Here is a 13,358-nt window from a genome sequence, read left to right on the forward strand (position 1 = left end):
ATGACCGCTCTCCCGAGCCCCCTGCCCACCTCCGCCGAGGACGGCACCGCCCCCTCGGCCGACACGCCCTGGATACGCACCCGTCTGCGCGCGGCACCCGGCGCCGCGCTGGCCCTGTCGCTGCTGGTTCTGGTCACGGCGTTCCTCGCGGCGGCGCTGCCCCGCGCGATCGACGTCCAGGAGGACACGGCTCTGCGCGACACGGTGGCGCGGGCGAGTGTCGCCGATCGCAGCGTCACGGCGACGCTGGACGTGTCGTGGCTGTCCTTCCCCTACAACGCCGAGTCCCTCGTGACCCCCCGTTCCCTCGCCTCGACGGAATCGGTCTTCCAGAGCTTCGTCCGCCCGCCCCTCGCTCTGGACCGGCGGCAGACCGTCTACGGCGTTCGGACCGCTCAGGCCGCGCCCGCCATGGACGCGTACCTGCCCCGGCCGACCGCGCACACCCCTCCGGAGGCCACCGTCGTCGCCCAGCCGGACCTCGACCGCTTCACCCACGTCGTGGACGGACGACTGCCCCGGCCCGGCTCGGGCACCGGCACCGTCGAGGCGGCCGTCACCGAGCGCACGGCGCACATCATGCATCTGCGCACGGGTTCCGTGGTCCATCTGGCCGGGGGCGGCGAAGCCGGGCTGGCGATGCGGATCACCGGTGTCGTCCGGCCGCTCCACGGCGAGGCCGCCTACTGGAACGAAGAGCCGGACCTGAAGGCGCCGACGCTGTCCACGGTCCCCGGACAGGACCCCTCGGACCCCAAGTACTACTGGCACTTCACCGCCCTGATCGACGACAGGGCGGCGGGCGCCCTGCTCGGCCTGCGCGACGGTGTCACCGCGTACTGGCGCCACCCCGCCGACACCGGCGCACTGACCGCGCGCTCCGCCTCGGGCCTGGTGGACAGCATCGCCGCGCTCACCAGCGGCCCGCAGGCCGCACAGCTCCAGCAGCGGACCGGGCTGCGCGGACTCACCGTCGAGGAGGAGGGGCTGGCCACGCTCGTCGATCCGTTCGGAAGGGAACGGGCCGCCACCGCGCCGCTGGTCATGGTCGCGGCGGTCGGCGTCGGCACGGTCGCCGTCATCGTGCTGCTCATGGCCGGCGAACTGGCCGCCGCACGACGGCGCACCGAGCTGGTGCTGCTGCGCGCCCGGGGAGCGGGTCTGCGCGGCCTGGCGGTGCGTCTGCTCGGTGAGAGCGCCCTGACGGCGGTGCCGTCCGCGGCCGTCGGACTGGTGCTCGCCCTGCTGCTGGTCCCCACGCAGCGCTTCGCCGCCGCCGTGGCCGCGGCGGGTGCGGTCGCGGCCGTCGCGTCGCTGGCGCCGCCCGTACGCGCCCTGCTCTCCGTCCGCACGGTGCGCCCGGGCGAGCCGGAGGACCTCGTGCGCGCCCGCCCCTCGCGGCGCCGCACCGTGGCCGAGCTGACCGTCGTCCTCGTCGTGACCGGCGCCGTGCTGGCGCTGCGCCGCCGCGGTACGGCGGACGGCGGCCTCGACCTGCTCACCGCGGCCGCCCCCGTCCTCGTGGCGGTGGTCGCGGCCGTGGTGCTGCTCCGGCTGTATCCGCTGCCGCTCCGGCTGCTCGCCCGGCCCGCGGCCCGCCTGCGGGGTGCGGTCCTCCCCCTGGGCGTGGCGCGCGCAGGCCGTGCCCCCGCCACGGCCACGCTGCCGCTGCTCGCCGTCCTGGTGGCGCTCACCGTCACCTCGTTCGGCGGTGCGGTCCTGTCCGGCGTGAGCGCCGGGCGGGACCGGGCGGCCCTCGCGGCCGTCGGCGCGGACGCCGGCATCGAGGCGCCGGCCGCCCTGCCGGCCGGACTCGCGGACCGCGTCCGCCACCTCGACGGCGTGCGCGACGTGGCGCCGGTCCGTATCGAATCCGGTCTTCGCACGGAGCCCGGCGGGATCGTCTACGACCTGTTCATGGTGGACCCCGCAACCTATGCACGGCTCGCCGCGGCGACGGGCGTGGACGACGGCTTCCCCGCGGGGGCGCTCGACGGCGGCCGTGCGGGCGCGTTCGCCGCTGTCGTGTCCCCGCGACTGGCGGGCGAGTTCGGGAGCAGCCCGACCGTCGTGCGGGCGTCCGCGGGCTCCTTCGACGTGCGGACCGTGGCGACGAGGAAGGCGGCCGCGGGGGCGACGGCCGGCCGGAACTTCGTCATCGTGTCGTCGAAGGCCCTGGCGAAGGCCCGTCCCGACTGGCTGGACGCGGGCTCCCTGAACCCCACGGCGCTCTACATGACCGGTGACCACATCGACGGCGATTCCCTGCGCGCCACCGCTCACCAGGCGTCGGCCCGGCTGACCGTGCTGGTGCGTTCGGAGGAGCGGGCGGCGCTGAAGAGCACCGCTCTGCAGTCCGGTACCCAGCACGTCTACTTGGCGGTGGTCGCGGCAGGCGGCGGCTACTGCGCCCTGGCTCTGCTGCTCTCCCTGCTGCAGGGCTCACCACAGCGCCGCATCACGCTCGCCCGGCTGCGCACCATGGGCATGCAGGGCCGCCAGCGGCAGTGGCTCGCCGTGCTCGACATGCTGCCGCAGGTCCTGCTGGGCGCGCTCGGCGGCATGCTCACCGGGCTCGCCGTGGTCCCGCTGCTCCGGCCCGGGGTGGACCTGACGGCGCTGGCCTTCACCAGCAGGCCGCAGACGGCCGCCGTACCGACGGTGGTGCTGGACACCGACCCGCTCGCGCTCGTCCTGCCCTCGGCGGGGCTGCTGGCCGTGGCGTGCGCCGTACTGGTGGCCCAGGCATGGCTGACCGGACGGCGCGGCGAAGGCACGAACCTGAGGATGGGTGACCAGGCATGACGGAACAGACCTCCGCGGCGCCGGACGCGCTCACGCTCGCCGATCTGGAGCGGCGCGTCGAGCAGCAGCGTCAGCGACCCGCCCACGGCCACGACGCGCTGATCGTGTGCGACCGCCTCGTGCGCATCTTCGCCGGCCAGGGTGGGGAGGTGCAGGCCCTGCAGGGCCTGGACCTGCTGGTGGCGAAGGGCGAACTCATGGCCCTGGTGGGCGCTTCGGGCAGCGGCAAGTCCACGCTCCTGAACATCCTGGCGGGCCTGGACGTCCCCACCGCGGGCGGCGCCTCGGTCGCGGGCTTCGACCTGCTGGCCATGGACAGCCGGTCCCGGCTGCGCTACCGGCGCGAAGTGGTGGGCTTCGTCTGGCAGCAGACGGCGCGCAACCTGCTGCCCTACCTCACGGCGGCGCAGAACGTGGCCCTGCCCATGCGCCTCAGCGGCATCGTCAAGGGCAAGCGGCAGCGCGCCGCTCGCACCGCCGAACTCCTGGAGATGACCGGCGTCGCCCACTGCCGCGACCGGCGTCCGCACCAGATGTCGGGCGGCGAGCAGCAGCGCACCGCCATCGCCGTGGCGCTGGCCAACCACCCGGCCCTGGTGCTGGCCGACGAGCCCACGGGCCAGCTCGACTCCGCCACCGCCGAGCAGGTCTTCGCCACCTTCCACACCGTCAACGAGGAACTGGGCACCACGGTCGTCCTGGTCACCCACGACACCGCCGTCGCCTCCGCGGTCCACCGCACCGTCGCCATCCGCGACGGACGCACCGCCTCGGAGGTCCTGCGCCGCACCACCACCGACGACCAGGGGCGCACCCTGACCACGGCCCGCGAGTACGCCACCGTGGACCGCGCCGGACGTCTCCAGCTCCCGGGCGACTTCACCCAGGCCCTGGAGATCCGCGACCGCGTCCTGCTGGAACTGGAGCCCGATCACATCACGGTACGGCCCGACCAGGCGCAGTAGCGGGCCCGGCGGGCGTCGTGGAGCGGCCGCTCGGCGGGCCGACCGCAGGGGGTTGCCGGACGCGGCCACGGTCGGACTTCGCCGAGGGACGTGAGACAACTCGCCGACGCCGGCCGGTCACCACCTCTTCCACGGGCCGAGCGCCGGCGCGGCTAAACTCCGGCCGACATCGAGCCCGGCCGGAGCGGCCACGGGGTTCTCCAGGGGGTCACATGGTCTGGTCACGGCTTCGTCGCAGGCGGGCGGCGCCCGGACTCCCGCTGCCCGGCGTATGCGGACATCGGCGGCACACCCTGCGCACGGGGCGTCTCCTGCTCTACAGCCTGGAGACATGGCTGGACCTCGCCGCTGCCCTGGCCGCCGCCTCGGACCCCGAGGCCCAGCGATGGCTCGGGTGGGACGAGCACATCATGACCGACCCGAAGCTCCGCGAGGTCTATGTGCACCTGCGCCCCGGCGACATCGACTCCCGCAGTTCGTACCCGGCCGTCCGACGCCTGCTGAGCCATCCCGTCGAACCGCGTCCCGACAAGGCGGTGGCGCTGATCGGCGTGCGCGTGGACGACGGCAGATACGCCGGGTTCACCGAGCTGGACCCCGACACCGGGCAGATCGGCGGATGGCTGGCACCTCACGCGCGTGGCCAGGGGCTCGGGGTGGAGCTGTTCGGGGCGGCCGCGTCCCTCGGCCACACCCATCTGGGGCTTCGGACGGTGCGGGCGGGCCACGAGCCGGCCAACACCGCGAGCGCGCGTGCGCTGGCGGGCGCAGGCTTCGTCGCGGACGACGGGCCACCGCGCCACACCCTGCCGAACGGCCGCGAGATCGACGCCTGCTGGCTCCGGCACACGGCGCCGGGGCCGACCTCCCGCTGCCGCGCCGCCGGACGGCAGGACCGAACGAAGTCCTGAACCGGTCGGCCGGGGAGGGGCATCAGGAAGTCGCGGAACACCGGGGAAGCGGGCGGGCCCCGACGGGCATCACCCCTTCATCCGCTCCGCCGCGCTGCGTTCGACGCAGAACTCGTTGCCCTCCGGGTCGTACAGGGTCACCCATCCGGTTCCGTCGGGCCGACGGTGGTCCCCCTGAAGCGTGGCACCGAGCGAGAGCAGTCGCTCGACCTCCTCGTCCCGGCTGCGGTCCTGGGGCTGGAGATCCAGATGCACCCGGTTCTTCACGGTCCTGCGGTCGTCGACCCGTACGAACAGCAAGGTGGCCGCCGCAGCCGTGACCGAGGCTTCCGGATCACCCGGAAAGTCGTCGTCGGCGAGCGAGCCGTCCAGGGCCTGGGCCCAGAAGCCCGCAAGGGCATAGGGATCGGTGCAGTCGACGGTGATGTGGCGGATCGAGGAAGTCATGCGCGCAACCCGATCACGAATGCCTCATGCGGTCCACAGCCAGCCGCCCCCGATGCCGACCGCCGCACCGCTCTTTAGGCCTTTCGGCTTGAGCACCGCGGGAGTTGAGGCGTGCGGAGGTGCACCGCGCCTCGGGTCCCTTCGCTGTGAACACGGGGGACGGTTGTCGAGGTCGGCCCGCCCGGCTGCTCCGGCGTTCAGGCACGTCATCCGGATCGAGGCCCAACGCGCACCGTGGCCGGCAACGCCGGTCGGTCACGAGGTGCTCGGTGAGCCGGTCATGGTGCCACTGTGCCGGTGTGTTGCCATCAGAAGCCGATGCTCCGACCGTGGGCCGCACGGTCTGCTTCGCCGGCCGTCGGCGTAGCCTCATCGGCGTGTGTGACGACTGGTTCGAAGAGGACGAGCTGAACGGGGACCTGAGGGCTTTCGTGGACGCCGTGAGGCAGTCAGCCCGCTCGTGGCCCGCATGCCCGCCTCGTGCCACCGCCGTGCTCGTCTTCGAGCCGGACGAAGACGCCGAGGAGGACGTACGTCCCACCACCCAGGAGTCCCCGTGGGAGCCCCCGGCCGAGCACAGGGCCTATCACACGGCGTTGGACGCGGCGCCGGAAGAAGTGATCGTCACGCTCATCGCGGAGTTGATCGACCATCGTGCGGGGGAGCGGGGCCTGATCTTCATGACGCTGGGGGCTACTGTCATCGGTGACCGGCTCTTCTGCAGCGAACGGCACAGTCAGAACTACCAGACTCCGGAACCGACCCGGGACGTGGCACCGCTTTCCGCCACCGGATCTCCGGAACATCTCGGCCGGGTCGCCGCCGCCTGGTTCGAGGAGATCATGAGCCGCCCCGTCATCTCCCCGCTGTCGTTGAACGGATACCGGTTCGTCCCTGCGGGGACTGCGCTTCCCCCGGGACATCGCTGGGTGCGCAACGGACCCCGGTGACGGCGGTGTCAACCGGCGTAAGCGGCCCGCCAATGCGCGGTGACGCACCCCTCCTCCTTGTCGTCCCGGCCGCCGACTTCGCCGCTGAACGGCCATGGGGTGCTGTGCCGGCATCGGCCGATCCCTGGAAGGCCACGCGCTGTTCACCGGCACGGCCGACGAGTGCAAAACATCCGTAAAAGAAGGGGCAACCCTGTCCCCGCCTCGTGGGTCACACAGGAGCCACCCGTTCACAGGTTTTTCAAAGGTCCGAAAGGGGCCCCACTCTCTGTGATGACTCGTACCCGGCTGACCGCGCTGGCCGCGACGGCCACCGTCGCCGCCGTCAGCGGCCTGATCAGCGCCGCCCCCGCCTCCGCGGCCGTCAGCTGCACCTCCCCCGTCTGGAAGGTGCAGTACTTCGCCAACTCCACCTTCAGCGGCACGCCGAAGTCGACCGCCTGCGACTCCGTCATCGCCGAGAACTACGGTTACGGCGACCCGCCCGGCGTCACGCTGCCCAAAGACAACTTCTCCGTCCGCTGGTCCCTCACCCGGGACTTCGGCTCCGGCGGACCCTTCCGGCTCTCCGCCGCCACGCAGGACGGCATGCGCGTCTACGTCGACGGCGTGCGGAAGATCGACCTGTGGAAGAACGTCTCCACCACCGCCCGCAAGACCGTCGACCTGACCGTCCCGGCCGGCAAGCACACCCTCCGCGTGGACTACGTCGCCTGGACCGGCACCGCCAACGCCGGGTTCACGTACGCCCCGCGCACCGAGGCCGCCGTCGACACGGTCAAGCCGCTTGCGCCGACCGGCCTCACCGCCGCGTACAACCGGGACACGAGCAAGACCACCCTGCGCTGGGCCGCGAACAAGGAGATGGACCTCGCCGGTTACCGCGTGTACCGCCGGCTGAGCACCACCCAGTGGGCGAAGGTCAGTGGTTCGTCGCTGCTCACCTCGCCCTCCTTCGTGGACGCGGCGCCCGCCACGGGCCAGACCTTCCTGTACGAGGTCCGTGCCGTCGACAAGGCGGGTCGCGAGTCCGCCGGCAGCCTTGACGCCACCGCTGTGACCGTGGACCGCACGGGGCCGGCGGCGCCGACCGGTCTCACGGTCGCCGTCGGCGATGCGTGGTGGGCCACCCTGGCCTGGCAGGGGGCCGCCGACGCCGCGAAGTACGAGGTGTACGCCGCCTCCGCGGCCACCGGCCCGTTCACGCTGCTGGGCACGACGACCACGACGTCGTACCGCACCGGCGCACCCGCGAACACCGTCCAGTACTACCGGGTCCGCGCCCTCGATGCGCTCGGCAACCCGTCGGCGTACGCCGCCGTCACCAGCGACGGCGTCGACCGGATGCCGCCGAAGTCCCCGACCTCCCTCGGCTCCGTCGTCGGCGTCGGCTACACCGACGTGTACTGGAAGCAGCCCGACAGCTTCTACGAGGACTTCGACAACGGCGGGACCTACCGCGTCTACCGCTCGCCCGGCAAGACCCTCGACCCGGCCGCGCTCACCCGCGTGACCTGCGCCGAGGGGAGCGACACGACCAGCGCCGGCGGCAAATGCCACGACCTGGACATGCCCGCGGGCACATACGTGACGTACGCGGTCGCGGCGGTGGACCCGGGCGGCAACGAGTCGGCGCTGTCCGCCCCGCTCGTCGTCCGTACCGGCGACCGCGTCGCGCCCGGTCCGGTGGGGGGCGTGAAGGCCACCCCCCGTGCCGACGGCGTGCTGGTGAGCTGGGCGCCCTCGACCGAGGACGACATCGAACGCTACGTGGTCCGGAACGGCACCAGGCAGGCCGACGGCACCGTCAAGTGGCTCGGCACCGCCTCCTGCGCCGAGGGCACGAGCGACCCGCTCGCGGTCATCTGCGGCGACCTGCCGGACGGCGAGACGTATCTGTACGCGGTCGTGGCCAGGGACCGCTGGGGCAATGAGCTGTCCCCGAGCGACCCGAAGGTCACGGTCGTCGAGGCCACCGAGCTGGACCTCCGGCCGTCCGTGACGGTCGTCCGGGACTGGAACCTCGGCAGCCTGGCCAACGGCACCGTGATCGGCGGACCCGACCTGGACGGGCCTTCCGTCAGCTGGCGATGCGACAGGACGGCCGTGTGCGACACCGTCGCGGGCTACCGGGTCAGTCGGTGGAACGCGGCCACGAAGGCGTACGAGCCGCTGCACGCCGGGCTGCTGCCCGCGGAGACCCGTGGCTACACGGACACCACGGCCGCACGGGGGGCCACGTACTTCTACACGCTCGAGGCGGTGCGTGCCGACGGCAGCGTCGCGGGCACCTACGTGTGGAGCTGCGTCTTCCAGGACCGCGTCTAGCCGGTACGAGGTCGGCGGAACGGTGTCGTCCGGAGCGGGGTCGAGTTCCACCGGACCGGGAAGTCGTACGGGCCGCCTGCCGTGGGGCGTCCGGGTCGTCCGCGACCACAGGTGTTGATCGCCGGACCGATGGCGTCGACCGCCTCATGGGCCCCGGACCGTGATCGGTCCGGGGCTCTGCGCCGGGTCCCGGGCGCAGTAGCCTCGGGCCATGCCCGAGACCTCGGTGGCGGACTTCTACGACGAGCTGGCCGACGACTACCACCTGATCTACGCGGACTGGGACGCGAGCATTCGTCGTCAAGGAGAGGTCCTGGACGGCCTGATGGGCCAGGCCCATGCGGAGGTGCTCGATTGCTCCTGTGGCATCGGCACGCAGGCGATCGGCCTGGCGTTGCGCGGGCACCGTGTCACCGGGACGGACCTCAGCGCCCGCGCCGCCGCCCGCGCTGCCCGTGAAGCCGCCCGGCGGAAGGTGCCACTGCGTACGGCAGCCGCCGACATGCGACGCCTGCCGTTTCCCGACGCCCGGTTCGACACCGTCGTCTGTGCCGACAACTCGCTGCCCCATCTGCTGACGGAACAGGACGTGCACGCCGCGCTGGCGGAGATGCGCCGCGTGCTGCGCCCCGCAGGCCGGCTGCTGCTCAGCACGCGCCCCTATGACGACCTGCTGCGCAATCGCCCCGAGTCGACGCCCCCGCAGGTCCACCGGCCCGCGGACGGCGGAGAACGGACCGTCACCTTTCAGCTCTGGCACTGGCACGAGGACGGCGAGCACTACGACTTGGAGCACGTCCAACTGCTCCCGGCCGACGGGGAATGGCGCGTCAAGGTCCGCCGGACCGTCTACTGGGCACTGGCCCGGGATCGACTGGCGGGCTTCGTGACCGACGCGGGGTTTGTGGACCCCGAGTGGCGGATGCCGCAGGAGACGGGCTTCTTCCAGCCGCTGCTGGTGGCACACGCCGGCGAGTAGGTGACCCCGCCGCCCTGCGGAGCGTTCACCACGACGCCGGGGATTCGCCCCGGTCGTTCGTCGCCGTCGCCGAGGCCGAGGCGCCTTGCCTGCACGGTGCCACACCCTGAGGAAACCACCCTGCGGGCCCGCGGCGTCCGGCCGCACCTCCGCTCGGGCATCTCATGGCCGCTGAGCACAGGGTGGTCGTACGGGCTCGTCCGCGGGATCCACGCCGACGGGACACTCGGGCGGATCTACGGTGCACCCTGTCGGCGTCGGTGTCGGTGCGGACGACGAGGATGTGCTTTCGCCGGCCGAGCGCGAGGACGGTCTCCTTGTGCACTTGACTCTCACCTGAGGGCATATGGCTGCCATGCTCTGATTCTGTGATCCGAAATCTGCGCCGACGGCTCCGCGGGAGGGCTCGGAAGGCAGGCGACGAGGCGACAGCCAGGCTTGCCAGTGACCTGGACGCCTTGGGGCTTCCTGCGGCCACGCCGAGAATGAGGGTCGCACTGCGGACACAACGTGCCACCGAGAACATTGTGGTGGTCTACGTGGTGCTTGTCGGCATTCCGTTTCTGGACTGGACCACCACCTTGATCCAGGAGACATGGAACGGGGTCGTGCCCGCCACCTACTTCGCGGCGGCTGCCATGGTCACAGACATGTGGCCCGCTGCGCAGCACAGCCAGTTCAAGGATGCGCTCGGGCTGATTGCCGGATCGGTTCTCTTCGCCATGATCATTGCCGCCCTGGCGACCGTGTTCTATCTGGGGCCGGTCATCTGGACGCTGGCGACCATACTCGGGCGCCCCTGGTCGTTTCTCCGTGAGACCGTGTTGTTCCGCCGCTGCGAGCCAGTAGCCGTGTGCGCCAGAGCGATATCGGCTTGTGTGGCGGTGAAGAGCGCCGGTTGGCGGCGCCGCCCCCGTGCGCTGCGCAGGATGGCACGTGCTCTGCGGCGCGTGGAACCCGAGATTCTGGCCCTGCACCGGACCGCCGGTCACCTCACCGTGACGTCGCACCGGCGGCGCCGGCTCAAAAGACACGCCGGCCTTGTGGTGGCGGCCTTGCGAGAAGCCGAGGCTCGTGTGGACCGCGACGGTGACGTGGCGCTGGCCCAACTCGCCGCAATGGTGCAGGCCGTGGCCGAACGCATCGCGGCCGGCCGCATAGGCGCGCTCCTCGACGAAGAAGACCTGGACGAGAGCCTCCGACCGGTGCGCGACTGGGAGCCGTTCAAGTTGCTGGTGGCTGCGCTGCTGATCGCCGGCGCAGCAGTCGGCGTCACCTTCGTTCATCTGCCTGCGGGCGCCGACACCTACGTGATCGGTGCCTGCGGGATTTTCGTACTCACACTGCTCTACGGGCGCCGGGTGCAGCAGTTCCTTGATCTGCTCAGCATGCTCCGGGGCGGGTGATGGGGATGTCTCCCCTCATTTTTCCCCTCGGTTTCGGGGTCGAGCCGTCGGCCCGGTGAGGGCGGCCGGGGCGTGGCCGGGCCTGAACGACCAGCCCGGTACACCGAATCTCCAGGCACCAGGTCGGTGAAGCCTCGACGGGACGGTCAGGCGCCGTCGTGCTGCGGCTGTCCGGGAGTCATCCCTCGATCCCGGCGTTCCCCGCCCGGTCGGGCACGGCAGGGGTACGGGACACAGGTCGTACGCGTCACTTCCTGCGGAGGGACGCGAGCGTCGCCGCCATGCTCGCGAGCAGCACGAAGACCAGGAGCGAGGCGAAGAACAGGGCCTCGATCCAACCAGCGTTCGCACCGGTGAGCGTGCCGTTCACGGACGCGCACGCCACCTCCGGCGGAAAGCTCTGCCGACGCAGGTCGCCGCAGGTGTTCGGCAGGTCGTCGTTCACCACGTACGCGTTCACCCAGCACAGCGCCCAGCTGACGAGGAAAACGCCGAGCGAGGCCAAGGAGACGCCCCACAACGCGGTCGGGCGAACTGCCTCGGAGCCCGTCGGAGATGCCCTCATGCCCGGGAGGGTACCGGCCCAACTCCTTGGCGCTGTGACCAGGTCATTGTCCGACGACGTTGATGTCAGCTGCTGATGTCGACCTGCACAGGGACGTGGCCGTTCCCGAATGGGGGCAGGCCGCTCGCCTGGCGCGCGCATGTGAAATCTGTGGACTGCGGGTGCCCGGCAGCCGTGGAACGGTTCGGTGTCCGCTTGCGTCGTCCCTTTCCGGGGATGGTGGCGTTCCCCCGGGGAGAGGGGAGACCGGGTGCATACGGGCGGCTTCGCCAAGTGGACAAGGCGGTTCGAGGACGAGCGCGAGCGCAGGCGTGCCCAGGGGGATCCGGACTGGGGGCAGAGCGCGACGCTGCATCCGGCGGTCTGGGCCAGCATCCAGCGCTTCCAGGTCGGCGAAGACGGTGACGGTGCCAACCTCGTCAGCAAGGCGGACCACGCGGGCGACGCCGACTACGTGCAGGCGGTCCGGCTCTTCATCGCCGAGGAACAGAACCACGCTCGTCTGCTTGCTCGTCTGCTGGCCGCGGGGAACATGCCGACGTTGCCTGGGCACTGGAGCGACGCGGTCTTCGTACGGTTGCGGCGTCTTATGGGCCTGCGCATGGAACTGCTGGTGCTGATGATCGCGGAAGTCGTGGCGCTGCGCTATTACCGGGCGCTGCGCGATGGCACCGAAGACGCGCTCACTTCGGAAGTGGCAGGGCGGATCTTGTCCGACGAGCAGCGCCACGTCCCGTTCCACTGCGAGCGGCTGCACGCCTCCCTGGCGGAGTTGCCCCGCGCAATGCGCCGCCCGGTGATGGTCCTGTGGCGGCTTCTTCTGCTTGTGGTCTCTCTCGTCGTCACCGCCGACCACGGTCCGGCACTGCGCCGGCTCGACATCGGGCGCCTGCGATTCGTGGGCGATGTGATGACGTCGTCCCGTGCGGTGGTCTCCGCAGTGCTGGTGCCTGGACGACCACAGGCTGACAACGGACAGTTCGCCGCTTCCTACGACCCCTTCAGGAGCGAGGCCGGGCGACCTCGGACGTGACCCACGGGTTCCCTGCCTTGAGTGCGGTCCGGCGGTACGCACCCCTGCGCGCCCCGAATCTCCTTGAGTCCCCGCCCGTTCTGGCACGGATGTGGCTCGACCGCCCTTCGTTCCGAAGCAACTTGGCCGGCGCGTCCTTGGACGCAGCTTGATGGCAGGGCGAGTTGCCGGGTCCTGTCAGGTCATTGTCCAACTCGCGAAGATGTACAGCGCTGCCTCGATCTGCGCCTTTGTGCGCTCGTCCGGTTCTCCAGCGAACCTGACGAAGACCACATATGACTCCGGGTCGGCCGCGACCAGCAACGTCAGGGGCACCCGCCCCAACAGCGGGTACTCATACCAGTTGTCCCGCTCGACGTCTGTCGCTGGCAGGGCAGTTTCGATGGCCTGCCAGTCCGAGTCGTCGAACTCGTATCCCGCAAACTCTGCGACCGATTCACAGAGCGGCCGCAGATTGGTCTCGAAGGTCCAGTGGCCGTCGAAGACGCTCTCGGGATCCGGAGCGGTCATGGGTCACCTTCCGTGCTCGTCCGCCAGGCCCGCCGATGATCGATCCCACGCTCGCACTGCACCCGAACCCCCGGCTGACTACCAGGTCAAGGCCGCACTGCAAGATCAATCATCGGATACGGCCCAGCGGCGGAGCAGCTGCTTGCCGTCGTGGTTTCGGACGTGCGGGCCGTTACCGTACAGGCGCGCACCGTGTTCTGCGCCTTGTCCGCCACTTGCCGCGAAGGACTCATCACACGTAACGTCGCCAAACTTGTCGAGCCTCCGCGGACCGACAACCGTGAGTTGAAGCCATGGACCCTTGACGAGACGCTCGACTTCTTGGCCGTTTCACGCACGGACCCGCTGGCATCTTCTGATCCGTAGCTCTACATAGATCAGTCATCGAAGGTCATAGAGACTGCTGCTGGTACGTCCACGAGGGCCTGCATGGGGCGTTAACGATTGCTGGGGTTGCTG

At 71.0% G+C, this 13,358-nt stretch carries 11 protein-coding genes and 1 pseudogene; 9 read left to right on the forward strand and 3 right to left on the reverse strand.

What is annotated here, in order from left to right:
- From ACSHXN_RS23465 to ACSHXN_RS23475, 3 genes are all read left to right on the forward strand, one after another.
- Nucleotides 1-2,805, forward strand: coding sequence for an ABC transporter permease (locus tag ACSHXN_RS23465; protein ID WP_355140474.1), 2,805 nt, complete (start codon nucleotides 1-3; stop codon nucleotides 2,803-2,805).
- Complete coding sequence (locus tag ACSHXN_RS23470) at nucleotides 2,802-3,770, forward strand: ATP-binding cassette domain-containing protein (RefSeq protein ID WP_355140475.1); 969 nt, start codon at nucleotides 2,802-2,804, stop codon at nucleotides 3,768-3,770. Before ACSHXN_RS23465 ends, ACSHXN_RS23470 begins: the two co-directional genes overlap by 4 nt.
- A 212-nt stretch (nucleotides 3,771-3,982) precedes the next feature.
- A complete protein-coding gene (locus ACSHXN_RS23475) occupies nucleotides 3,983-4,681 on the forward strand; it encodes a GNAT family N-acetyltransferase (RefSeq protein WP_383351498.1) in 699 nt (232 codons plus the stop codon).
- Between the two features lie 69 nt (nucleotides 4,682-4,750).
- Here ACSHXN_RS23475 and ACSHXN_RS23480 read toward each other — a convergent pair whose 3' ends face one another.
- The gene (locus ACSHXN_RS23480) at nucleotides 4,751-5,128 is read right to left on the reverse strand and encodes a VOC family protein (RefSeq protein ID WP_366776526.1); all 378 of its coding nucleotides are present in this window, start codon (nucleotides 5,126-5,128) and stop codon (nucleotides 4,751-4,753) included.
- Nucleotides 5,129-5,505: 377 nt separating this feature from the next.
- On the opposite strand from ACSHXN_RS23480, the gene ACSHXN_RS23485 reads away from it, so the two are divergent.
- The 4 genes from ACSHXN_RS23485 (at nucleotide 5,506) to ACSHXN_RS23500 (ending at nucleotide 10,791) form a co-directional block, all read left to right on the forward strand.
- The gene (locus tag ACSHXN_RS23485) at nucleotides 5,506-6,078 is read left to right on the forward strand and encodes a hypothetical protein (RefSeq protein WP_355140478.1); all 573 of its coding nucleotides are present in this window, start codon (nucleotides 5,506-5,508) and stop codon (nucleotides 6,076-6,078) included.
- Between the two features lie 273 nt (nucleotides 6,079-6,351).
- Nucleotides 6,352-8,406: a PA14 domain-containing protein gene (locus ACSHXN_RS23490; RefSeq protein ID WP_438306491.1), complete on the forward strand. Its 2,055-nt coding sequence runs from the start codon at nucleotides 6,352-6,354 to the stop codon at nucleotides 8,404-8,406.
- A 211-nt stretch (nucleotides 8,407-8,617) separates the two neighbouring features.
- Nucleotides 8,618-9,385 (forward strand): class I SAM-dependent methyltransferase, encoded by a 768-nt coding sequence (locus ACSHXN_RS23495; protein WP_355140479.1) that lies wholly within the window; start codon nucleotides 8,618-8,620, stop codon nucleotides 9,383-9,385.
- A gap of 527 nt (nucleotides 9,386-9,912) precedes the next feature.
- Nucleotides 9,913-10,791, forward strand: a complete 879-nt coding sequence (locus ACSHXN_RS23500; RefSeq protein WP_356108342.1) for a hypothetical protein — start codon at nucleotides 9,913-9,915, stop codon at nucleotides 10,789-10,791.
- A 247-nt stretch (nucleotides 10,792-11,038) separates the two neighbouring features.
- On the opposite strand, the gene ACSHXN_RS23505 is transcribed toward ACSHXN_RS23500, so the two are convergent.
- On the reverse strand, nucleotides 11,039-11,356 hold the full coding sequence (locus tag ACSHXN_RS23505; protein ID WP_438303654.1) for a hypothetical protein: 318 nt from the start codon (nucleotides 11,354-11,356) through the stop codon (nucleotides 11,039-11,041).
- Nucleotides 11,357-11,606: 250 nt separating this feature from the next.
- Here ACSHXN_RS23505 and ACSHXN_RS23510 point away from each other — a divergent pair, with 250 nt between their 5' ends.
- Nucleotides 11,607-12,389 (forward strand): ferritin-like domain-containing protein, encoded by a 783-nt coding sequence (locus tag ACSHXN_RS23510; RefSeq protein ID WP_438303656.1) that lies wholly within the window; start codon nucleotides 11,607-11,609, stop codon nucleotides 12,387-12,389.
- Between the two features lie 177 nt (nucleotides 12,390-12,566).
- Here ACSHXN_RS23510 and ACSHXN_RS23515 read toward each other — a convergent pair whose 3' ends face one another.
- Nucleotides 12,567-12,899: a hypothetical protein gene (locus ACSHXN_RS23515; RefSeq protein WP_383351508.1), complete on the reverse strand. Its 333-nt coding sequence runs from the start codon at nucleotides 12,897-12,899 to the stop codon at nucleotides 12,567-12,569.
- A 129-nt stretch (nucleotides 12,900-13,028) separates the two neighbouring features.
- On the opposite strand from ACSHXN_RS23515, the pseudogene ACSHXN_RS23520 reads away from it, so the two are divergent.
- A pseudogene (locus tag ACSHXN_RS23520) lies at nucleotides 13,029-13,247 on the forward strand (site-specific integrase); the annotation flags it as partial.
- Nucleotides 13,248-13,358: the final 111 nt, after the last annotated feature.

It is taken from the genome of Streptomyces sp. HUAS TT11 (assembly GCF_051553595.1).
In the GTDB taxonomy this organism is placed as follows: Bacteria; Actinomycetota; Actinomycetes; order Streptomycetales; family Streptomycetaceae; genus Streptomyces.

Bases quoted from the DNA above. Each gene is read 5' to 3' on its own strand.
- ACSHXN_RS23465 (WP_355140474.1), top strand. From the start codon at position 1: ATGACCGCTCTCCCGAGCCCCCTGCCCACCTCCGCCGAGGACGGCACC.
- ACSHXN_RS23470 (WP_355140475.1), top strand. From the start codon at position 2,802: ATGACGGAACAGACCTCCGCGGCGCCGGACGCGCTCACGCTCGCCGAT.
- ACSHXN_RS23475 (WP_383351498.1), top strand. From the start codon at position 3,983: ATGGTCTGGTCACGGCTTCGTCGCAGGCGGGCGGCGCCCGGACTCCCG.
- ACSHXN_RS23480 (WP_366776526.1), bottom strand. From the start codon at position 5,128: ATGACTTCCTCGATCCGCCACATCACCGTCGACTGCACCGATCCCTAT.
- ACSHXN_RS23490 (WP_438306491.1), top strand. From the start codon at position 6,352: ATGACTCGTACCCGGCTGACCGCGCTGGCCGCGACGGCCACCGTCGCC.
- ACSHXN_RS23495 (WP_355140479.1), top strand. From the start codon at position 8,618: ATGCCCGAGACCTCGGTGGCGGACTTCTACGACGAGCTGGCCGACGAC.
- ACSHXN_RS23505 (WP_438303654.1), bottom strand. From the start codon at position 11,356: ATGAGGGCATCTCCGACGGGCTCCGAGGCAGTTCGCCCGACCGCGTTG.
- ACSHXN_RS23515 (WP_383351508.1), bottom strand. From the start codon at position 12,899: ATGACCGCTCCGGATCCCGAGAGCGTCTTCGACGGCCACTGGACCTTC.